Source organism: Enterobacter sp. RCC_40 (genome assembly GCF_041360735.1).
Lineage (GTDB): Bacteria > Pseudomonadota > Gammaproteobacteria > Enterobacterales > Enterobacteriaceae > Enterobacter > Enterobacter ludwigii.
In genome coordinates, this window is the sequence record NZ_JBFUPR010000001.1 from 211,972 (window position 1) to 234,279 (window position 22,308).

A 22,308-nucleotide genomic window follows, 5' to 3' on the forward strand; every position below is an offset into this window, starting at 1 on the left:
CCTGTTGTTAACGGAACAATTATACGGTGAAGCGCAGCTGTTAATGAACCATTAAATGCCGTTACGGCTCTTCCGGGCCAAGCGAGTAAACCGGGTAACCATGTTCACGCCATTCCGTCATCAGCTGTTGCTGTGAGGCGGAAGGCACTTCCCCGCACCAGACCAGCAGGGTCTGTCCGTCGAACAATTCAGGGCGAAATTGCGCCAGCGAGTGCACAAGAACATCAACGCGCCAGCCATTCTGGGTGGCAATCCAGGCCTCCAGCCACAGACGAGTAGTATCGTGCACGTTCCAGCCGACCACCAGCGCGTCTTTTCCGTGCTTGTTCTTCGCCGAGGCAAGGCAGACGGCAATATAGTTGATCAGGACGCCGTCGAGCATACTCAGCAGCGCCTGCAGGGTGGTCTGCTGGCACTGCAGGCGTCGACGGAGCGGGATGAAAAGATGCGTGATCAGCGTTTGCGCGGGATAATCGCGCCCTTGCTCTTTTATCCATGCGCGCAGGCGCTGCAGATTGCCCGCCTGCAGAAGGCGCAGCAACGTTTCCTGTTGTTCGCGCCAGAGAAGCTGCGTGTCAGGATCGTCATGGCTGAGCAGGGATTTCACTTTGCCAACCTGCACACCGTTATCGATCCAGCTTTTGATCTCGCGGATCCGGTCGATATCGGCATCGTTGAAGAGACGATGGCCTCCGTCCGTTCTCTGCGGTTTGAGTAATCCATACCGTCGCTGCCATGCCCGTAGCGTGACGGGATTGATATCACAAAGGAGTGCCACTTCACCGATTGTGTAAAGCGCCATATTCGCCCCCTGGCTTACGCGTCCCCAGCTTAACTGTAGTCCCTGTTTACTGAACCAGGAAGAAATGGTTGTTTTTTGCACGAATAATGCGAAGCAGGCGTTAGGTTCGGCAAAAGGTGTGATGCCGGGCACGAATTGCAGCTTTTTTGCCGCGCTTCAAAGAAAGTTTACCGCCAGCAGTGTATGTTACGCGTTTTGAGGGTGTGCGGTTTTGAGTATGTACGAGTTTAATCTGGTGCTGCTGTTGCTTCAGCAGATGTGCGTGTTTCTTGTCATCGCCTGGTTGATGAGTAAAACGCGTCTGTTCATTCCGCTGATGCAAGTTACCGTACGCCTGCCGCACAAGCTGCTCTGCTACGTGACCTTCTCTATTTTCTGCATTATGGGAACCTATTTTGGTCTCCATATCGAAGACTCCATTGCCAATACGCGAGCCATCGGTGCCGTGATGGGCGGGCTGCTTGGCGGCCCTGTGGTCGGTGGGCTGGTCGGGTTAACCGGTGGCCTGCATCGGTATTCGATGGGCGGCATGACGGCGCTGAGCTGTATGATCTCAACGATCGTCGAAGGGCTGCTCGGCGGACTGGTTCACAGCTACATGATTAAGCGCGGCCGTCCGGATAAAGTCTTTAGCCCGCTCACCGCCGGGGCGATCACCTTTGTCGCTGAAATGGCGCAAATGGCCATCATCTTGCTGATTGCCCGGCCGTTTGACGATGCGCTCCATCTGGTGAGCAATATCGCCGCCCCGATGATGGTGACGAATACCGTGGGTGCTGCGCTGTTTATGCGTATTCTGCTCGACAAGCGCGCCATGTTTGAGAAGTACACCTCGGCGTTTTCCGCAACGGCCCTGAAGGTCGCCGCTTCGACGGAGGGGATCCTGCGTCAGGGCTTTAACGAAGAGAACAGCATGAAGGTGGCGCAGGTGCTTTATAAGGAGCTGGATATCGGCGCGGTGGCGATAACTGACCGTGAACGGTTGCTGGCTTTTACCGGCACGGGCGACGATCACCATCTCCCCGGGAAACCGATCTCCTCCGCCTATACGCTGCGCGCCATTGAAACCGGGGAAGTGGTGTATGCCGACGGCAACGAAATTCCTTACCGCTGTTCGCTGCACCCGCAGTGTAAACTGGGCTCCACGCTGGTCATTCCGCTGCGCGGGGAAAACCAGCGGGTAATGGGCACCATCAAGCTTTATGAAGCGAAAAACCGTCTGTTCAGCTCTATCAACCGTACGCTGGGAGAGGGCATCGCTCAGCTGCTCTCCGCGCAGATCCTCGCCGGGCAGTATGAGCGTCAGAAAGCGTTGCTGACGCAATCCGAAATTAAACTCCTGCACGCTCAGGTGAATCCGCATTTCCTGTTCAATGCGCTTAATACGCTCAAAGCGGTGATCCGCCGTGACAGCGATCAGGCCGCGCAGCTGGTTCAGTTCCTGTCGACGTTTTTCCGCAAAAACCTTAAACGTCCGTCCGAGATTGTGACCCTGGCCGATGAAATAGAACATGTTAATGCCTACCTGCAGATTGAGCAGGCCCGCTTCCAGACTCGTCTGCAGGTGTCGTTGTCCGTCCCGGATGAGCTGGCGTATCAGCATCTTCCGGCCTTTACCCTGCAGCCTATTGTGGAAAACGCCATTAAACACGGTACGTCACAGCTGTTGGGAATTGGGGAGATCACCATTTCCGCCAGCCGCTTTAACCATCATCTGGTGCTGGATATTGAAGATAACGCCGGGCTTTACGTGCCTTCCACCTCAGGCGGATTAGGGATGAGCCTGGTGGATAAACGCCTGCGCGCGCACTTTGGTGATGACTGTGGCATTACCGTCGCCTGTGAGCCTGACCGATTCACCCGTATTACGTTACGACTGCCGCTGGAGGAAAACGCATGCTAAGAGTGCTGATTGTGGATGATGAGCCGTTAGCACGGGAAAACCTGCGCGTTCTGTTGCAGGAGCAGCCTGACATTGAGATTGTGGGGGAGTGCGCAAACGCCATTGAGGCCATTGGCGCCGTGCACAAACTGCGCCCGGACGTGCTGTTCCTCGACATTCAGATGCCCCGAATTAGCGGCCTGGAGATGGTCGGAATGCTCGACCCGGAGCATCGCCCCTACATTGTGTTTTTGACCGCCTTCGATGAATACGCCGTCAAAGCCTTTGAGGAGCACGCATTCGATTATTTACTGAAACCGATTGAAGAGAAGCGTCTTGAAAAGACCCTCAGCCGTTTGCGCCAGGAGCGCACCGTGCAGGATGTCACGCTGTTGCCGGAAAACCAGCAGCCGCTGAAATTTATCCCCTGCACCGGCCACAGTCGGATTTACCTTCTGCAGATGGACGATGTGGCGTTTGTCAGCAGCCGTTTGAGCGGCGTATTTGTTACCAGCGCGGAGGGGAACGAAGGCTTTACCGAGCTGACGCTGCGGACGCTGGAGAGCCGAACGCCGCTCGTTCGTTGCCATCGCCAGTATCTGGTGAACATGGCGCACCTGAAAGAGATCCGGCTGGAAGACAACGGACAGGCAGAGCTGGTGCTGCGTGCCGGGCAAACCGTCCCCGTCAGTCGCCGCTACCTTAAGAGTTTGAAAGAGGCGATCGGCCTGTAAAACTGGTACACTGCGCCCCATTGCATCATCGACAGTTAAGTTAAAGGCACCCATGCTCAGTAATGATATTCTCCGTAGCCTGCGCTACACCCTGAAAGCAAACAATAACGATATGGTGCGCATTCTTGCGCTTGCTGGCATGGAGTCCACCTCTGCCGGTTTCGACACCTGGATGACAAAAGAGGATGAAGAGGGGTTTGTTCGCTGCCCTGACATTATCCTGTCTGGCTTCCTGAACGGCCTCATCTACGACAAACGCGGGAAAGATGACTCAGCACCAGAACTGGCGCTTGAGCGTCGGGTGAATAACAACACGGTGCTGAAAAAGCTGCGTATCGCGTTTTCACTGAAAACAGACGATATTCTGGCGATTATGACAGAGCAGAAGCACCGCGTGTCGATGCCGGAGATCACCGCCATGATGCGTGCGCCGGACCATAAAAACTACCGCGAGTGCGGCGACCAGTTTTTGCGTTATTTTTTACGCGGACTGACTCACCGGGTGCATCACGCTAAGCCGTGAGTGGTACCGGGGCGTGAAGGATGAAGAGGCAAAAAAAGCCGGAGATTATCTCCGGCTTTTTTATTATTTCACCTGCTGACCTGGTTTGGCGCCTTCATCAGGGCTTAACAGGAAGATATCTTTCCCGCCAGGACCTGCCGCCATCACCATGCCTTCCGAGATGCCAAAGCGCATTTTGCGCGGTGCCAGGTTGGCGACCATCACGGTCTGACGGCCAATCAGCACCTGCGGATCAGGATAGGCAGAACGGATACCGGAGAAGACGTTACGCTTCTCACCGCCCAGATCCAGCGTCAGGCGCAGCAGTTTGTCCGAGCCTTCGACAAATTCCGCGTTTTCAATCAGTGCGACACGCAGATCGACCTTGGCGAAATCATCAAAGGTAATGGTCTCCTGAATCGGATCGTCTGCCAGCGGGCCAGTCACCGGCGCGGCAGCAGCCTTCACCTCTTCTTTAGACGCTTCCACCAGGGATTCTACCTGCTTCATCTCGATGCGGTTGTACAGCGCCTTGAAGGTATTCACCTTGTGGCCGAGCAGCGGCTGCTGGATAGCATCCCAGGTCAGCTCGGTGTTGAGGAACGCTTCAGCGCGGGAGGCCAGCTGTGGCAGTACCGGCTTCAGCCAGGTCATCAGCACGCGGAACATGTTCAGGCCCATGGTGCAGATCGCCTGCAGGTCGGCGTCGCGGCCTTCCTGTTTCGCGACAACCCACGGTGCCTGCTCGTCAACGTAGCGGTTAGCCACGTCAGCCAGCGCCATGATTTCACGAATCGCTTTACCGAACTCACGGCTTTCCCAGGCTTCGCCAACCGCCGCGGCGGCGTCGGTGAAGGTTTTGTACAGCTCAGGATCGGCCAGTTCGGCAGACAGCACGCCGTCGAAACGCTTGGCGATAAAGCCCGCGTTACGGGAAGCCAGGTTGACGACTTTGTTGACGATGTCGGCGTTCACGCGCTGCACGAAATCTTCCAGGTTCAGGTCGATATCGTCGATGCGGGAAGAGAGCTTCGCCGTGTAGTAGTAACGTAGGCTGTCCGCGTCGAAGTGGTTCAGCCAGGTGCTGGCTTTGATGAACGTACCGCGAGATTTGGACATCTTCGCGCCGTTGACCGTCACATAGCCGTGCACAAACAGGTTGGTTGGTTTACGGAAGTTACTGCCTTCCAGCATCGCCGGCCAGAACAGGCTGTGGAAGTAAACAATGTCTTTGCCGATAAAGTGATACAGCTCGGCGTCGGAATCTTTCTTCCAGTATTCGTCAAAGCTGACGGTGTCGCCGCGCTTGTCGCACAGGTTCTTGAAGGAACCCATGTATCCGATTGGCGCATCCAGCCAGACGTAGAAGTATTTACCCGGTGCGTTCGGAATTTCGAAACCGAAGTACGGTGCATCGCGGGAGATATCCCACTGCTGCAGACCGGATTCGAACCACTCCTGCATTTTATTCGCGACCTGCTCCTGCAGCGCACCGCTGCGGGTCCACGCCTGCAGCATTTCGCTGAAGGACGGCAGGTCGAAGAAGAAGTGCTCGGAATCACGCATTACCGGTGTGGCACCCGAAACAACTGATTTCGGATCGATAAGCTCGGTCGGGCTGTAGGTTGCGCCGCACACTTCGCAGTTATCGCCATACTGATCCGGTGATTTACATTTCGGGCAGGTACCTTTGACAAAGCGGTCCGGCAGGAACATTCCTTTTTCCGGATCGTACAGCTGAGAGATGGTGCGGTTTTTAATAAAACCGTTCTCTTTCAGGCGAGAGTAGATCAGCTCCGACAGCTCACGGTTTTCGTCGCTGTGCGTGGAGTGATAGTTGTCATAGCTGATGTCAAAGCCCGCAAAATCGGTCTGATGCTCCTGACTCATTTCGGCAATCATCTGCTCTGGGGAAATCCCCAACTGCTGCGCTTTCAGCATGATCGGCGTGCCGTGGGCATCGTCCGCGCAGATGAAGTTAACCTCGTGGCCGCGCATTCGCTGGTAACGGACCCAGACATCAGCCTGGATATGCTCCAGCATGTGGCCGAGGTGGATTGAGCCGTTGGCGTACGGCAGTGCGCACGTTACCAGAATTTTCTTCGCGACTTGAGTCATAGTAGGCATTACTTCTTTTAACTGTGAAAAGGGTTTTTGATATTACCAAAAGGGGCATTATTAAGTAAGCACAAACCACGGCCTTTCAGGTAAACTTGTTCATCTAAGGTCTTATTCACAAGAACAAAGGAGTCGGGATGAGTTCTCAATCCCAGGCCAAATCACCGGAAGCCTTAAGAGCAATGGTCGCCGGGACGCTGGCTAACTTTCAGCATCCAACCCTGAAGCACAATCTCACCACGCTGAAAGCGTTACACCATGTCGCATGGCTGGACGATACGCTGCACATTGAGCTGCAGATGCCCTTCGTCTGGATCAGCGCGTTTGACGCGCTGAAAGAGCAAACCAGCTCTGAGCTGTTGCGCATTACCGGCGCGAAAGCCATTGACTGGAAGCTGACCCACAGCATCGCCACCCTCAAGCGTGTGAAAAACCACCCGGGCGTGAACGGCGTGAAAAACATCATTGCCGTCAGTTCAGGCAAGGGTGGGGTGGGTAAATCCTCCACGGCGGTAAACCTGGCGCTCGCGCTGGCAGCCGAAGGGGCGAAAGTCGGTATTCTGGACGCCGATATTTACGGACCGTCTGTGCCTAACATGCTGGGCGCGGAAAACCAGCGCCCAACCTCGCCGGATGGCACGCACATGGCACCGATCATGGCCCACGGTCTGGCAACCAACTCCATTGGTTATCTGGTGACTGACGATAACGCCATGGTGTGGCGTGGCCCGATGGCCAGCAAAGCGCTGATGCAGATGCTGCAGGAGACAATGTGGCCCGATCTGGATTATCTGGTGCTGGATATGCCGCCGGGCACCGGTGACATTCAGCTGACGCTGGCGCAAAACATTCCGGTCACGGGAGCGGTCGTGGTGACCACCCCGCAGGATATCGCGCTGATCGACGCCAAAAAAGGCATCGTGATGTTCGAGAAAGTGGACGTGCCGGTGCTGGGTATTGTCGAGAACATGAGCATGCATATCTGCAGCAACTGCGGACACCATGAGCCTATCTTTGGCACCGGTGGGGCAGAAAAACTGGCTGCGCAGTATCACACCCAACTGCTTGGGCAGATGCCGCTGCACATCTCGCTGCGTGAAGATCTGGACAGCGGGAAGCCGACGGTCGTCAGCCGTCCGGACAGCGAATTTGCAGAGATGTATCGACAGCTGGCGGGGCGCGTTGCGGCTCAGCTTTACTGGCAGGGCGAAGTCATCCCGAGTGAAATTGCGTTTCGCGCGGTGTGAGTGCTTTAGTCTGAATTGCCGGGCGGCGTTTGCGCCTGACCCGGCCTACGGAGATAACGTGTTGTAGGCCGGCTCAGCGAAGCGTCACCCGCGTTTAACGCTGTACGTAATGCATTAAAAAGTACTCGCCTTCCGGCGAGTCACCCTTCGCTTCAATATGCCAGCCATGGCGCTGGTAAAAGGCAACAGCCCGGTCATTCTTTAGCAGACACTTCAGCGAACCCGTACTGGTGAACGCGTTTTGCACCTGTTCAAGGAGCAAATGACCGACGCCCAGACCTTGATACTGCGGATCGACAAACAGATTGTGCAGGAAGTTGTCGTTCGTCCACACCGACGCAAAACCCAGTCGATGCCCGTCCTGAACGGCCACCCAAATCACTTCGTCGCGGGTTGCCGCGTCAAAGTCTTCAAGCTGCCACTCGGAACCGTCCAGCCATGGCCAGGCCTCGCGCCGCGCGTGGAGATAGAGTGTTCGCAAAAAGGGGCGATCGCTCTCCTGCCAGGGCCGGATTAAAATGTCATTAGCGGTGATAGAAGATATCTCCATTGTAGGCTTTGTAGATTTTGCCATCTGCATCGCCAATCAGGACGTAGTTCTCGCCCATATAGGTCCAGTGGGTACCCGCATCCGGGGCCGGCAGGTTACGCAGCTGGTACTGTTTAATGGTGTACTCAGGCGTTTGATACTGCGCCGGTGCGGTGTCGCCAATCTTGAATTTGGTGAAATCAGCGATGAACTCTTGTTCCTCATAGGCTTTAATGCCTGATGGCGCAGCGGCGGTTTGCGGGGCAGAAAACGCGGAACCCGCCAGAGACAGTAATACACCCAGAAGCAGCAATTTACGCTTAGCCATTTTTTCTCCAGTGATATCGTTACAGATACTTTTCGTCTGCGGGTTCATGGAACGCGAGGCAGACGGTCCATTTTAAGTACCAAAGCATGGTGTGTTTGAAAAAAAATGTAACAAAAGTGGACGGTTTTGTGTAGTCGTAATGACGCGTGCAGTATCACTACGGTCAATATCTCACGAATTTGATATTTCCAATATTTATTATTCCATTAATCAATTCTGAAAATACCTTCTCACTTCGCAAATGGACTGTTCAACGCATGCTTTCCCACGTAAGAACATTTAATATCGCCTCCGTATGACATCAATCTCTTTCCATTTTTTTCAAAAGAATGGGAACGATTTTGCTTTTTTATCGCCAGGAAGGGAAACGTTGTCTGTTTTTTGTAATACGTCCGCTAAAACAATAACCCGTTGAAATTTTAATGTAAATGAATTTATTTTTTATCTGTTTAACAACAAACACAACAATAAAAGAACTTTTTATATAAATGAAAAATACAACGCTATTTTCACTTTTATTTCTTTCAGTCGGCCAGTTAACTGGTTGCGTATTTTCGCCAGGTCAGGATCTCAGCATTACCGGGAAAAAAGTCATGACTGACGGAGAAACAAATTATCAGCTCGATCAACACGTGGAAATTTATCCCTTGACCCCGGCGCTCATTGAAAGATTGCGACCGCCTGTCCTCAAATCTCAGGCAAATCCTACTCTGGATGAGCAGGTTAAAAACTGGGAATACCGCATAGGCACCGGCGACATCCTGACGGTCACCGTCTGGGATCATCCGGAATTAACCACGCCCGCAGGGCAGTATCGTACCGCGAGTGACGCGGGTAACTGGGTAAATGCGGATGGAACGCTCTTCTATCCCTACGTCGGAAAACTGCATGTTGCAGGCAAAACGGTCGCGCAGGTGCGTGAAGCAATCACCGAGCAACTGGAGAAGGTCATTGAGAGCCCGCAGGTGGATGTCAGCGTGGCGTCTTTCCGCTCACAAAAAGCCTATGTGACGGGAGAGGTGGCAAAATCAGGCCAGCAACCGATAACCAATATTCCGTTGACGGTAATGGACGCGGTCAACGCCGCAGGTGGGCTTTCCGCGGATGCCGACTGGCGTAACGTGGTCCTCACGCATAATGGCCAGGACGCGCGCCTTTCGCTCTATGCGCTGATGCAGCATGGTGATTTAAGCCAGAATAAGCTGCTGTATCCGGGCGATATCCTCTTTGTTCCGCGTAACGATGCCTTAAAAGTGTTCGTGATGGGCGAGGTGGTGAAGCAGAGCACATTAAAGATGGATCGTAGCGGAATGACCCTGGCGGAAGCCCTGGGGAATGCAGGCGGGCTGGATCAGAATATGGCCGATGCAACCGGGATTTTTGTTATTCGCTCGGTAGCGAAAAAAGGGGCGACGGACAAAATTGCCAATATCTATCAGCTCAATGCGAAGGATGCCTCCGCGATGGTACTGGGGACGGAATTCCAGCTTGAACCGTATGACATTGTCTACGTCACCACCGCGCCGTTGTCACGCTGGAATCGCGTGATCACACAGCTGGTACCCACCATCAGCGGTGTCCATGACCTGACCGAAACCGTCCGCTTCATCCGTTCATGGCCGCAATAATGTTCAACTCAATCTTAGTGGTTTGCACCGGCAATATTTGCCGTTCGCCGATGGGGGAGCGGCTGTTGCGACAACAGCTGCCCGGCAGACTCGTGACATCGGCTGGGATTTACGGATTTGAAGGACGCCCGGCGGATGCAACTGCACGGGAGGTGGCCCGGTGTTACGGCGTTTCGCTGGAGGGGCACGTGGCACGCAAGATGACGCGCAGCATGTTGCAAACCTCCGATTTGATTCTGGTGATGGAGCCGGAGCACCTGCGTTTTATTGCCGCTGTGTCGCCCGAATGTCGCGGAAAATCGCTGCTGTTTGGCCAATGGCTGGAAAACAGGGACATTCCCGATCCTTACCGCAAAAGTCGTGAAGCGTTTGAATATGTTTTCGGGCAGCTGGTAAAAGCCAGTCAGGAATGGGCTCGTCGTGTGGGTCAAAAAGGAATGAAGCGTTAATGTCTTCTCATACATCAGACAAATACGGTGCTGCCGCACCGCACAGTAATGAAATCGATCTTATGCAGCTACTTGCTGAGATGATTGATCACCGCATGCTAATCGGGCTGGTCACGCTCCTGTTTACGGTGTGCGCGGGGCTCTACGCGTTTAGCGCCACGCCGGTCTACCAGGCGGATGCCCTGGTACAAATAGAAGCAAAGCAGGACAACTCGTTGCTTAAAAGCTTAAGCCAGTTTGGGTCTGACCTTTCACCCGACGCTGAACCTGAACTGTTGCTGCTTAAATCGCGCATGATCCTGGGGGGAACCGTTGATAATCTGGGGCTGACATATCAGGTAAAACAGCGCGTTCTCCCGGTTGTGGGGCGCCTCTGGGAACGTCTACGCGGCAGCAAACCGGGCAACATGACGATAGGTGAGCTTACCCTGCCCCAGCAGGAGGGGAAACCGCAAGCGGTTGTCCTGACCGTGCTGGGGCAGGGCCGGTATCGTCTGGAAGGGGAGACGCTTAAGGCTGACGGTAGGGTTGGCAAACGGCTGGTGAAAGACGGGATCACGCTTCTGGTGACCTCGCTCAGCGCGGAGCCGGGGACCCAATTTACCCTTCAAGCCTTTACCAGGCTTGAGGCAATTAACGCGCTGCAGAAGAGACTTTTTGTCGCGGAATCCGGTAAACAGAGCGGTATGATCACCCTGACGCTGACGGGTGAAGACCCGGACAGGATAGCGGTGGTGCTCAATACGATTGCAGAAAATTATCTCAGCCAGAATATTGCGCGCCAGGAGGCACAGGATTCCCGAAGTCTGGCGTTTTTGCAGGAGCAGTTACCTAAGGTCCGTCACGAACTGGATGAGGCCGAAGCACGACTGAATGCCTATCGGGCGCAGCGCGATTCCGTCGACTTATCCCTTGAGGCGAAGTCCGTACTGGATCAGGTCGTTAACGTGGAAAATCAACTCAACGAACTGACCTTTCGTGAGGCAGAGGTTTCTCAGCTTTTCAAAAAGGATCACCCGACCTATCGCGCATTACGGGAGAAGCGACAAACGCTCGAAGAGGGACGCGCGCGCCTGAACAGCCGGGTTTCATCTATGCCTTCTACCCAGCAGGAAGTGTTGCGCCTGAGCCGTGATGTCGAGTCCGGGCGTACCATTTACCTGCAGCTGCTGACACGCCAACAGGAACTGAACATTTCACGCTCCAGCGCCATCGGCAACGTGCGGATCATTGATACCGCGGTTACGCAACCTGAGCCAATAAAGCCCCGTAAAGCGCTTATTATTCTGCCTGGCGTGCTGCTAGGGCTGATGGTCTCCATGGGCTGGGTGTTGGTTCGTACTGCCTGTCGGCGAGGGATCACCTCGTCAGAGCAAATAGAAGAGCAGGGGATGCCGGTTCTGGCGACGCTGCCGCGCTCGGTCTGGCTGTGGAAAAAAACGCATTTGCGCCGAAAGCACTTTTTGGCGCCCCACGGGAAACACAAAACTTCGGATATCCCCTTCCTGCCCACAGAGCGGCCAGCGGATATGTTTGTTGAAGCGATGCGCGGACTGCGTACCAGCCTGCACTTCACGATGATGGACGCCTCAAACCAGATCGTTGTGATTACGGGCCCCACGCAGAATTGCGGCAAAACGCTGGTCAGCACGTCACTGGCATCAATAGCGGCTCAGGCCGGAAAACGGGTGCTCTTTATCGATGCGGATATGCGTAAAGGCTATGTGCATAATCTCTTTAAGCTGAACAACCATCACGGATTATCCGCTGTCCTTGAGGGAAATGTGGCGTGGCAGGAGGCGATCCAGCGCGTTGATAAGGCGGGATTTGATGTTCTGACCTGCGGTCCTCAGCCGTTACGTCCCGCGGAGCTGCTCATGGGAGAACGCTTCCAGGAGGTGATGTCGGGGATGAACGCACACTATGACGTTGTTATCGTTGATACACCGCCGGTGCTGGCCGTGACCGATGCGGTGCTGATTGCCAGAGTGGCCGCAACCACGTTACTGGTTGCCCGCTTTGGTAAAACCAACGTGAAAGAGACGGAAAACTGTGTAAAGCGTCTGCAGCAGATGGGTGTGCAGGTGAACGGTGCCATTCTCAATGATATCGTGAAATCTGCGGCGCTGTATTACAGCGCGGGGTATAGCCATTTCGACTACGGCTATACCCCGAAGGAAAAGAGGCGTGAGGGTTAGTGCTTCACCAGCGTGGCGAAGTAATACACCAGGGGAATGGCGAGGATCCAAAGACCGACGGGGATATCGCGCCATTTCCCGGCTATCGCTTTGATAACGATATAAAACAGCAGCCCGCCCGCAATACCGGTCCCGAAACTGTTGGCAATCAGCGTAATCATCACCATCATCAACACCGGCAAGCCGTCGGTGAAGTTCGCCAGATCAACCTTACGTAAACCGCTAAACATATTCAGCCCGATGAGGATCAGGGCGGGCGCCGTGGCTTCTTTCGGGATCATCAGCGCCACAGGGGTAAACAGCAGCATCAGCAGGAACATTACCGCCGCGGCCAGCGCGGTCATGCCGGTTTTGCCGCCGGCTTCCGCGGCTGCGGACGATTCAATCAACGCCGTGGCGGCAGGAATGCCTACCCACGGGCCAATCGCGGCGGCAATGGAGTCCACCATAAACGGGCGGTTAATGTTCGGCATATTGCCTTCTTCATCCAGCAGCCCTGCTTCCCCGCCCACCGCCAGCGTTGTTCCCATGGTGGAGAAAAACTCGGAGGCGAAGAAGACAAACAGGAACGGCAGAAAGGCAATATTCAGCGCGCCCAGCATATCGACATGCCCGAGGACGGGAGCGATGGCGTGGGGCACATCGATAAAACTGGCGGGTAATTTCGTGACGCCCATCGGAATACCCACGAGGGTCGCGAGCAGGATAGCCCACAGGATCGCACCCGGAATACGACGAGCCTGCAGGCCGATAGCCAGGAACAGGCCGAGCAACGCCACCAGCGCACCGGGTGATAAAAAATCTCCCAGCATCAGTGCGTTCGTTTTGGCATTCGCCAGCACCAGCCCGGCGTTGCGGAAACCGAGTACGGCGACAAACAGCCCGATGGAGGCCGTCAGCCCCAGCTTGATGGACTGCGGCACCGAGCGGGTCACCACTTCACGCAGGCCAAACCGGGTCAGCAGGAAGAATAAAATCCCCGACCAGCAGGCGATACCCAGACCAATTTGCCAGCCAATGCCTTCACTGCCCGCAAGCGTCACCCCGACCAGCACCGAGCCACCAATTCCTGGCCCGACGATAAACGGCAGGTTGGCGTAAAACGCCATCAGCAGCGTCCCGGCAACGAAGACCAGAATGGTGCCCGTGGTCGCGGCGCCTTTGTCCATTCCTCCCACGGCCAGCAGCCCCGGGATCACCACCAGCAAATAGGCGGCGGCGAGAAAACCGGTGATACCCGCCAGGCACTCGGTGCGCACGGTGCTCCCGCGTGCATGGAGTGCAAAACGACGTTCAAGCCAGCGCCCTGGTGCTGGCGAATTCACGGTATTGTCGGCCATTATCCGGCTCTCCTTCGGTATTATTGTGTGTTGTCCGGGGTTTCCCGGTAAGAAATCAGCGGATCGACAATCTGGCGCGTGCTGCCATCGGTCAGTCCAAGATCGGTCAAATGTGGCCCGGCATTACAGGCAAGGCAGGTTCCTTCGATGGCCTTAAAGACCCGATAAGGCGGTTCCCAGTCGGCAATCAGACTGCTGCGATCGCGCAGCGTCCTGAACTGCAGCGCCAGCTCGGCAGGTGGCAGTTCCGACAGCATGCCCGCAATCGGCATGGCAACGTGGGCAATCACGTCACCCTGTTGCGCCAGCGCCATGCCACCACCGCTGTTGATAAGCGTATTGGCAGCCAGCGCCATATCGTTCGGATCGCGGCCCAAAACCACCAGGTTGTGAGAGTCGTGCGAGTAGCTGGTGGCAATCGCCCCGCGCAGTTCCCCCCAGCCTTCAAGCAGGGCAATTTGCGGTTTTGCTGCATGACGGGCATGGCGATGCTGAACCCAGATCAGGCTAAAACCGTCCGGGATCTGCACGCACCCGTTGCGCACCTGCACATCTGTTTCACCCCAGCGGGTAAAGCGCGCGCCGCAGATGTGGCGCAAGCGAGCCACGCCATGGTTCGCGTTGCCAATGCGCATGTAAAAATCATCAGCGGTCAGGGCAGACAACCGTACGGTATCACGCGGCAATGTAAGAGGCGTATCAGCAACAGGTTCGAGCGTTGCTCCGTCCTGGGCAATCAGCTTTCCGGCGACGTAGACCTGGCGCGCCGTCAGTTTATCCAGCGAGTCAAACACCACCAGATCCGCGCGACGCCCGGCGGCAATCAGCCCAAGGTCGTTACGCTGCAGGCGAATGGCCGCATTGAGCGTTGCAAAACGCAGTGCGTCGGTGGCCGCTAATCCATGTTCAATCAGCAGGTTCAGCAGCGCGATGATCCCGCCTTTTTCCATGAGGATGTCTGGCGGAACATCATCGGTGCAAACCGTGATGTGAGACGAAAGATGGGGGAGCGTTTTCAGGGCGCTGACAATATCGGGCAGCAGATAAGGGTGCGAACCGCGGATCTCCAGCGTCAGCCCGGCACGCAGTTTTTCCAGCGCATCGTCAGCTGACGTTAACTCATGGTCAGAAGTCACGCCTGCTGCCAGATAAGCCTGTAAATCCGCACCGCTGAGACCGCGGGCATGGCCTTCAATCAGCTTTCCGCTGTCGAGCCCGGCCTGCATAATTTCAAGCATACGCTGGCTGCCATTAAGCACCCCGTGCATGTCCATCACTTCAGCCACACCGCGCACTTCCGGCCAGCCGAGCAGGGTGTTCATCTCGTCTCCGGCAAAATCCGCCCCGGACATTTCCAGGCCGGGCGTTGAGGGCACGCTTGAAGGCGCGGCGACCATCACCTGCAGCGGCAGATTGCGGCTGGCCTCAATGGCAAAACGGACACCGTCAATGCCCAGCACGTTGGCCAGTTCATGCGGATCCCAGAAGACCGCCGTGGTGCCCTGTGCAAGCACAATCTCCGCGTAGCGGGCGGGCATAAGATGGGAGCTTTCAAGGTGGACGTGGGTATCCATCAGCCCTGGCGACAGAAACTGGTTGTTCAGCGCGTGGGTCTCATGCGCGTCGTTGCGGCTGCCGCGCGGATGTACACTGGCAATCAGTGATCCCACGATACCAACATCCGCTTCGCGGATCTCACCGGTGACCATATCCACAATACGGGTATCGGTGAGCAGCAGGTCAAAGGGCATTTCGCCTCGTGCAGCCTGAACGGCGCGGCGTCGGGTTTCAGCAGTCATGCAATTAACAGTTCCAGCATCAAAATAATGACGCTACTCTATGCACACGGCAAACGTTTGCCCAGCTGATAAAATTTATCGCCCGATAACCCCGGGTTATTCTGTGACGCGTGTAATGGATAATCATGACGGAACCCTGGCAGCGCTTGCCCGCGCTCTCTCTTCGACAGCTACAGTATTTTGTCACTCTGGCGCAACTGCGTCATTTTACTGATACCGCCAGCAAACTGGCTATCAGCCAGCCGGCCCTCAGCAGTGCGTTGCGGCAAATCGAGACGGTGCTTGGGGGTAAACTGGTTAACCGGACCGCCTCGGCCGTGACGTTGACGGAGCTTGGCAATGCCATCCTGCCGCACGCGCAGCGGGTGCTCAGCGTGGCGCAGCTTGCGTTTGACGACATGCAGCAAATTGTTCAGGCGGGCGGCGAAGGAACGGTGCGTATCGGGCTGATCCCTTCCGTGAGTTCGCTGCTGTTCCCCTTGTTGCCCCGGACGCTCGCGCAGGCTTTTCCCCGCCTCAGGGTGGAATTTCACGATCAAACCAACGATGCGCTGGTGGCCCAGCTGCTGAAAGGGCAGATTGATTTCGGCATTGGTGCGCTCGATAACTCTGTTCCCGACAAGCTGAACGTGTTTCCCTTACAGGATGACCCGTTTGTCGCGGTTATTCACAGCGACGATCCGCTGGCCGCGTCGGCGCACCTGCCCTGGAAGCAACTGGCAGGGCGGGATATCGCCGTGTTCTCAAAAGGTAATATTCAGCGTCTGGTTGCGGCGCTCGCGGAAAGCCACCGTTTGTCGTTGCCGACACGCTATCAGGTGGACTACATCGAAACGTTGTATGGTCTGGTGCGCTCGAAACTCGCCGTGGCGATTTTACCGCAGCTCTATACCACGCACCTCCAGGACCCGCAGCTCAGGGTGGTACATCTTCAACAACCGGCCCTGGCCCGCACGGTGGCGTTAATGCGCGCCCCGCAGCCGCTTCCTCCGCTTATCGAATCCTGCTTTACGCTGATGGCCGACACGTTGCGAACGAAATGACCCGACACTTCTTTACAGCGTGATGGCGCATTGCTCGCTAAGATGACCGTCGATTCATCAAGAGGTCACAATGGAAAACCGCAAATTCAGTCGACTGCGCCGCTGGGCGCGGGAAGGGATCATCTTCTTTCTGCTCGCGCTGGCCGTCATGTGGGGCGTGGATCAATACCGCAAGCCCACACTCCCCGCCAGCTTTAGCGCTGCACCGATGCACAGCATCGACGGAAAGAGCCACGATATAACGGCACTCAGCCAGGAACACCCGCTGCTGATATACGTATGGGCAACCTGGTGCAGCATCTGCCGGTTTACGACGCCCTCGGTCAATACGCTGGCAGAACAGGGTGGCAACGTCGTGAGTATCGCCATGCGTTCCGGCGACGATGCAAAGCTGGCGCGCTGGGTCGACAAGAAACAGCTGGTCATGCCGGTGGTCAACGATGCCAACGGTGCGCTGTCACAGGCGTGGCAGGTGAGCGTAACACCGACGCTAGTGATCGTGTCGAAGGGGAAAGTGGTCAGTACCACTACGGGGTGGACAAGTTACTGGGGAATGAAGCTCAGACTGTGGTGGGCAGGGCTGTAAAGAGAGCCCCTCTTCCGGCGGAAGAGGGGCTGGATATTACTTCGCCAGAACTTCCTGTGCGGTACGCTCAACCAGCGACAGCAGGACTTTAATGTCCTCCAGGGTCACGGTTGGGTTCAGCAGAGTCAGCTTCAGGCAGGTGACGCCGTTATGCTCGGTCACGCCGACGTTAGCACGGCCGGATTCCAGCAGCGCATCACCAATTTTCTGGTTCAACAGGGCGATACCCGCGTCGTCCATCTGTACCTGTTCACGGAAGCGGAACAGTACGCTTGCCAGCTGCGGCTGCATAACCAGTTCCAGAGCAGGCTGCTCTTTCACGTAAGCCGCAACCTGCTGTGCCAGCGTAACACCGTGATCGATGATCGCCGCGTATTGTTCCTGACCCAGCGCTTCCAGGCTCATCCACAGCTTCAGCGCGTCGAAACGACGGGTCGTCTGCAGAGATTTGGACACCAGGTTAGGCACGCCAGCTTCTTCATCGAACTCAGAGTTCAGATAGGCCGCCTGATAGCGCATCAGCTCATAGTGGCGCGCTTCTTTGAGCAGGAACGCACCGCAGCTGATGGTCTGGAAGAACTGCTTGTGGAAGTCCAGAGTAACGGAATCCACCAGCTCGATACCGTCCAGGTAGTGACGATACTGCTCAGACATCAGCAGCGCGCCGCCCCAGGCCGCATCAACGTGTACCCAGATATTCTGTTTCGCCGCCAGTTCAGCAATGGCACGCAGCGGATCGATTGCACCTGCATCGGTAGTACCGGCAGTGGCAACAATCGCCAGGATCTGCTCGCCGTTAGCATTGCACTGCTCAATTTTCGCTGCCAGATCGTTGAGATCCATGCGCGAGAATTCATCCGTTTTCACCTGCACGACGGACTGGTAGCCCAGACCCATCAGCGCCATGTTCTTCTGCACGGAGAAGTGTGCGTTTTCAGAGCACAGCACGCGGATTTTACGCAGATCGCCAACCAGGCCGTCCTGCTGAACGGAATGACCCTGACGCGCGAAGAACGCATCACGGGCCAGCATCAGACCCATCAGGTTGCTCTGCGTGCCGCCGCTGGTGAACACACCGGCGTCGCCAGCCTGATAACCCACGCGGGTACGCAGCCATTCGATCAGCTTGATCTCAATGATGGTTGCGGACGGGCTTTGATCCCAGGAGTCCATGCTCTGGTTAGTGGCGTTAATCAGCACTTCCGCCGCCTGGCTAACCACCAGGCTTGGGCAGTGCAGGTGCGCCACACACTGCGGGTGATGAACGGACAGGCTGTCTTTCAGGAAGAACTCCACGGCGCGTTCAATCGCCGCTTCGTTGCCCAGCCCTTTCGGGTTGAAATCCAGCTTAATACGGTCGCGCAATTCCGCGACCGTTTTGCCCTGATACATCTCAGGCTGTTTCAGCCACTGCATCACAGCCTGAGTGCTTTGTTCAATCGCCTGCTGGTAAGCTTCAATGCTCTGTGCAGAGGAGAACAAAATTGGGTTTGAATCTGACATCGTGTTCAACAACTCCGGTTACGCCGGGCGAACGCCCGCAGCAAGCAGTGCCTGCTCGAATTTATCCAGGAAGACTTTCAGCTCATCATCGCTGATCAGCAGGGAAGGCAGCAGACGCAGAACAATACCGTTGCGACCACCGCGCTCCAGAATCAGGCCGGCTTCGAAGCACTTCTTCTGAATCAGTGCAGACAGCTCGCCATCACCCGGGTAGCAACCCATGTGGTCTGCCGCTTCGTGTGGCTTAACGATCTCAATCCCGATCATCATGCCCAGGCCGCGAACGTGACCGATAACCGGATAGCGTTTCGCCATCTCGTTCAGCTGGCCTTTCAGCCATTCGCCCTGTGCGGCCACTTTGCCCGCGATGTTCTGGTCTTTCAGGATTTTCAGCGTTGTCAGACCGGTTGCCATTGCCAGCTGGTTGCCGCGGAAGGTACCGGTGTGGTGGCCTGGTGCCCACGCGTCGAACTGTTTTTTGATGCCGAGTACCGCCAGTGGCAGACCGCCGCCAACCGCTTTAGACATCACGATGATGTCTGGCTCAATGCCCGCGTGTTCGAAGGCGAAGAATTTACCGGTACGGGCAAAGCCAGCCTGAACTTCGTCGAGGATCAGCAGAATGCCGTGTTCCTGAGTCACTTTACGGATGCGCTGCAGCCACTCAACCGGAGCCGGGTTAACGCCGCCTTCACCCTGAACGGCTTCAAGGATCACTGCCGCAGGTTTACGCACGCCGCTTTCAACGTCGTTGATCAGGTTTTCGAAATAGTAGGTCAGCGCTTTCACACCCGCCTCACCGCCGATACCCAGTGGGCAACGGTACTGGTGTGGGTAAGGCATAAACTGCACTTCTGGCATCATACCGTTAACCGCTTCTTTCGGAGACAGGTTGCCGGTAACGGCCAGTGCGCCGTGAGTCATACCGTGGTAACCACCAGAGAAGCTGATGATACCGCTACGACCGGTCACTTTTTTCGCCAGTTTCAGCGCCGCTTCAACGGCATCAGCACCGGATGGACCGGTGAACTGCAGGCAGTACTCTTTGCCCTGACCAGGCAGCAGAGAGAGCAGATATTCTGAGAACGCGTCTTTCAGAGGCGTAGTCAGATCCAGAGTATGTAACGGCAAGCCGCTGGTAATGACATTTTGGATGCTTTTCAGCACATCAGGATGGTTATGTCCAAGCGCAAGGGTGCCTGCGCCTGCTAAACAGTCAAGGTATTCTTTATTGTCTGCATCGGTGATCCACACGCCTTCTGCTTTAGTGATTGCTAAAGGCAGTTTGCGCGGATAACTCCTGACGTTAGATTCAAACTCGGCCTGACGGGCCAGATAGGTTTCGTTGCTTTTGTGGGCATCTACGGTGTCAATACGGACTTTATCCGTCATCATATCACTCCTACAACCGCCGCTTCGTTATGAGCAACGATTGAATAAAAAGTTAAAAAACAGATGGGGGCCTGAAAAAAACGCCGCCAATATAGAGCCTTTTGTCACGAGGCTCAATGGTTAATTTGTTTACTGTTTTATGACATGCGGTACGGGGGAGGGAATATCCTCATTTTAAGAATGAAAATTGCGCTTTATGCCAAACAAAAACAGCCGGTTACGCGTATTTTGTCAGGACTGTAAAAAGAGAGAAAAGTGTGTGACAAATCGTGCCATTGAGGGACGTTAAGGGGGGCAGATAGCCCCTTTAAGCGTATTATCTCGACATTACCTGCAAAATACCGGGGTCACGACAGGTTGTTTTTATTCCCGGACATAGCGGTTACAGGCTTCTCATTACATCTGATTGGTATAACAAAATCATGAAAGCGAGAAATCAACAGGCCTTGCATCACTGGTACTCTTCCCCTAATCTGCCAAATGTAAGTGAATTCTTACCAATGACTCGGGGTGCCCTTCTTAAATGAAGGCTGAGAAATACCCGTATTACCTGATCTGGATAATGCCAGCGTAGGGAAGTCAGATGCCTTCCCGGTCATCGCTTCTTCACGCACGGCAGGAGCGATACCATGCAGCCTGACCTGCTCGATTTACACGTTTTACATCAATTTCGAACCCGTTCCCCGCTTACCCACTGTATGACCAACGATGTGGTACAGACCTTTACGGCCAATGTGTTACTGGCGCTTGGCGCTTCTCCGGCTATGGTGATTGAAGCCGAAGAGGCTGAGCAGTTTGCCACGCTCGCAGATGCCCTGCTGATTAACGTCGGGACGCTGACGGCGCCGCGCGCCCAGTCGATGCGCCGGGCGATTGAGCGTGCAGTGGCAGCAGGGAAACCCTGGACGCTTGACCCGGTTGCCGTAGGGGCGCTGACGTTCCGCACCCGTTTTTGCCACCAAATCCTCGCCCTGAAACCGGCGGCCATTCGCGGCAATGCCTCGGAAATTCTCGCCCTTGCCGGGATGAGTGCGGGCGGGCGCGGCGTCGATACCACCGACACGGCGGCTGCTGCGCTGCCTGCCGCGCAGGCGCTGGCTTGCCAGACGAATGCCATTGTGGTGGTCACCGGTGAACGGGATTACGTCACCGACGGGCAACGCACCCGCACGGTCGTGGGCGGTGACCCGATAATGACCCGCGTGGTGGGAACGGGATGCGCGCTCTCGGCAGTCGTGGCGGCGAGCTGCTCGCTTCCCGGTGACCGGCTGGATAACATCGCCGCCGCTTGCGGATGGATGAAACGTGCCGGAACGGCGGCCGTCGCCCGGTCTGGTGGTCCCGGCAGTTTTGCCAGTGCGTTCCTCGACGCGCTCTACACTCTGGAGGAACGGGTATGAAACGGATTAACGCCCTTACCATTGCCGGTACCGACCCAAGCGGCGGCGCGGGCATTCAGGCTGATTTGAAAACATTCTCCGCACTCGGCGCATACGGCTGCTCGGTGATTACCGCGCTGGTGGCGCAAAATACGCGTGGCGTGCAGTCGGTTTACCGCATTGAGCCGGACTTTGTCGCCGCACAGCTGGATTCGGTTTTCAGCGATGTACGAATCGACACCACCAAGATTGGGATGCTGGCCGAGACCGACATTGTTGAAGCGGTGGCAGAACGGCTTAAACGTTACCAGGTGCAAAACGTGGTGCTGGATACCGTGATGCTGGCAAAAAGCGGTGACCCGCTGCTGTCCACTTCCGCCGTCGAGACGCTGCGAAATAAGCTGCTGCCGCAGGTGGCGCTTATCACGCCTAATCTGCCTGAAGCTGCTGCGCTGCTGGATGCGCCGCACGCGCAGAATGAGCGCGAAATGAAAGAGCAGGGGAATGCGCTCCTGGCGATGGGCTGCGGCGCCGTGCTGATGAAAGGTGGTCATCTTGATGATGAAGAAAGCCCTGACTGGTTGTTTACCCACGACAGTGCGCTGCGTTTCACGGCCCCGCGGGTACAGACCAAAAACACCCACGGGACCGGCTGCACGCTCTCTGCCGCGCTGGCGGCTTTGCGCCCCCGTCGTGACAACTGGGGGGATACGGTCCGCGACGCTAAAATCTGGCTCTCCGAAGCGCTGGCAAAAGCCGATACTCTCGAGGTTGGTCACGGTATTGGTCCGGTACACCATTTTCATGCCTGGTGGTAAGCCGTATACTGGCAACACACACCAGGCCTGA

General features: G+C 55.9%; 19 protein-coding genes and 1 riboswitch. Of the genes, 11 read left to right on the forward strand and 8 right to left on the reverse strand.

Annotated features, from left to right (window positions below):
* Positions 1-61: 61 nt before the first annotated feature.
* The gene (gene mlrA / locus AB6731_RS00950) at positions 62-802 is read right to left on the reverse strand and encodes an HTH-type transcriptional regulator MlrA (protein ID WP_020883214.1); all 741 of its coding nucleotides are present in this window, start codon (positions 800-802) and stop codon (positions 62-64) included.
* A 217-nt stretch (positions 803-1,019) separates the two neighbouring features.
* Between mlrA and AB6731_RS00955 the strand changes: the two genes are divergently transcribed.
* The 3 genes from AB6731_RS00955 to AB6731_RS00965 are packed head-to-tail and all read left to right on the forward strand — an operon-like array spanning position 1,020 to position 3,941.
* Positions 1,020-2,705: a sensor histidine kinase gene (locus AB6731_RS00955; protein ID WP_047355766.1), complete on the forward strand. Its 1,686-nt coding sequence runs from the start codon at positions 1,020-1,022 to the stop codon at positions 2,703-2,705.
* Positions 2,699-3,418, forward strand: coding sequence for a two-component system response regulator BtsR (gene btsR, locus AB6731_RS00960; RefSeq protein WP_020883216.1), 720 nt, complete (start codon positions 2,699-2,701; stop codon positions 3,416-3,418). Before AB6731_RS00955 ends, btsR begins: the two co-directional genes overlap by 7 nt.
* 52 nt (positions 3,419-3,470) lie before the next feature.
* Positions 3,471-3,941: a DUF1456 family protein gene (locus AB6731_RS00965; RefSeq protein WP_014170878.1), complete on the forward strand. Its 471-nt coding sequence runs from the start codon at positions 3,471-3,473 to the stop codon at positions 3,939-3,941.
* Positions 3,942-4,004: 63 nt separating this feature from the next.
* Here the strand turns inward: AB6731_RS00965 and metG are convergent, their stop codons facing one another.
* A complete protein-coding gene (gene metG / locus AB6731_RS00970) occupies positions 4,005-6,038 on the reverse strand; it encodes a methionine--tRNA ligase (RefSeq protein ID WP_020883217.1) in 2,034 nt (677 codons plus the stop codon).
* A 137-nt stretch (positions 6,039-6,175) separates the two neighbouring features.
* On the opposite strand from metG, the gene apbC reads away from it, so the two are divergent.
* Entirely contained in the window at positions 6,176-7,285 is a 1,110-nt protein-coding gene (gene apbC, locus AB6731_RS00975; RefSeq protein WP_371005763.1) for an iron-sulfur cluster carrier protein ApbC, read from the forward strand.
* Positions 7,286-7,379: 94 nt separating this feature from the next.
* Here the strand turns inward: apbC and AB6731_RS00980 are convergent, their stop codons facing one another.
* Complete coding sequence (locus AB6731_RS00980; RefSeq protein WP_371005764.1) at positions 7,380-7,835, reverse strand: GNAT family N-acetyltransferase; 456 nt, start codon at positions 7,833-7,835, stop codon at positions 7,380-7,382.
* Positions 7,810-8,142: an RcnB family protein gene (locus tag AB6731_RS00985; protein WP_008500887.1), complete on the reverse strand. Its 333-nt coding sequence runs from the start codon at positions 8,140-8,142 to the stop codon at positions 7,810-7,812. The genes AB6731_RS00980 and AB6731_RS00985 overlap by 26 nt, the downstream gene beginning before the upstream one ends.
* Before the next feature lie 488 nt (positions 8,143-8,630).
* Here AB6731_RS00985 and AB6731_RS00990 point away from each other — a divergent pair, with 488 nt between their 5' ends.
* The 3 genes from AB6731_RS00990 to AB6731_RS01000 are packed head-to-tail and all read left to right on the forward strand — an operon-like array spanning position 8,631 to position 12,417.
* Complete coding sequence (locus AB6731_RS00990; protein ID WP_371005765.1) at positions 8,631-9,770, forward strand: polysaccharide export protein; 1,140 nt, start codon at positions 8,631-8,633, stop codon at positions 9,768-9,770.
* Positions 9,770-10,219, forward strand: a complete 450-nt coding sequence (locus AB6731_RS00995) for a protein-tyrosine-phosphatase (protein WP_020883220.1) — start codon at positions 9,770-9,772, stop codon at positions 10,217-10,219. Before AB6731_RS00990 ends, AB6731_RS00995 begins: the two co-directional genes overlap by 1 nt.
* A complete protein-coding gene (locus tag AB6731_RS01000; protein ID WP_371005766.1) occupies positions 10,219-12,417 on the forward strand; it encodes a polysaccharide biosynthesis tyrosine autokinase in 2,199 nt (732 codons plus the stop codon). Before AB6731_RS00995 ends, AB6731_RS01000 begins: the two co-directional genes overlap by 1 nt.
* On the opposite strand, the gene AB6731_RS01005 is transcribed toward AB6731_RS01000, so the two are convergent.
* Positions 12,414-13,757, reverse strand: coding sequence for an NCS2 family permease (locus tag AB6731_RS01005; protein WP_333178175.1), 1,344 nt, complete (start codon positions 13,755-13,757; stop codon positions 12,414-12,416). The two genes, AB6731_RS01000 and AB6731_RS01005, sit on opposite strands and share 4 nt — an antisense overlap.
* A gap of 20 nt (positions 13,758-13,777) precedes the next feature.
* The gene (locus AB6731_RS01010; RefSeq protein WP_371005767.1) at positions 13,778-15,556 is read right to left on the reverse strand and encodes an adenine deaminase; all 1,779 of its coding nucleotides are present in this window, start codon (positions 15,554-15,556) and stop codon (positions 13,778-13,780) included.
* Positions 15,557-15,678: 122 nt separating this feature from the next.
* Between AB6731_RS01010 and AB6731_RS01015 the strand changes: the two genes are divergently transcribed.
* Positions 15,679-16,599: a LysR family transcriptional regulator gene (locus tag AB6731_RS01015; protein WP_371006124.1), complete on the forward strand. Its 921-nt coding sequence runs from the start codon at positions 15,679-15,681 to the stop codon at positions 16,597-16,599.
* A gap of 70 nt (positions 16,600-16,669) precedes the next feature.
* Positions 16,670-17,185, forward strand: coding sequence for a protein disulfide oxidoreductase (locus AB6731_RS01020; RefSeq protein ID WP_063215281.1), 516 nt, complete (start codon positions 16,670-16,672; stop codon positions 17,183-17,185).
* 36 nt (positions 17,186-17,221) lie between these two features.
* Here AB6731_RS01020 and AB6731_RS01025 read toward each other — a convergent pair whose 3' ends face one another.
* Together AB6731_RS01025 and AB6731_RS01030 are read right to left on the reverse strand one after the other, a co-directional pair.
* Complete coding sequence (locus AB6731_RS01025; RefSeq protein WP_371005768.1) at positions 17,222-18,688, reverse strand: aspartate aminotransferase family protein; 1,467 nt, start codon at positions 18,686-18,688, stop codon at positions 17,222-17,224.
* 18 nt (positions 18,689-18,706) lie between these two features.
* Positions 18,707-20,083: a diaminobutyrate--2-oxoglutarate transaminase gene (locus AB6731_RS01030; RefSeq protein WP_014170865.1), complete on the reverse strand. Its 1,377-nt coding sequence runs from the start codon at positions 20,081-20,083 to the stop codon at positions 18,707-18,709.
* Positions 20,084-20,576: 493 nt separating this feature from the next.
* A riboswitch (TPP riboswitch) is annotated at positions 20,577-20,674 on the forward strand.
* Between the two features lie 35 nt (positions 20,675-20,709).
* Here AB6731_RS01030 and thiM point away from each other — a divergent pair.
* Together thiM and thiD are read left to right on the forward strand one after the other, a co-directional pair.
* Complete coding sequence (gene thiM / locus AB6731_RS01035) at positions 20,710-21,480, forward strand: hydroxyethylthiazole kinase (protein ID WP_371005769.1); 771 nt, start codon at positions 20,710-20,712, stop codon at positions 21,478-21,480.
* A complete protein-coding gene (gene thiD, locus AB6731_RS01040; RefSeq protein ID WP_371005770.1) occupies positions 21,477-22,277 on the forward strand; it encodes a bifunctional hydroxymethylpyrimidine kinase/phosphomethylpyrimidine kinase in 801 nt (266 codons plus the stop codon). The genes thiM and thiD overlap by 4 nt, the downstream gene beginning before the upstream one ends.
* Positions 22,278-22,308: the final 31 nt, after the last annotated feature.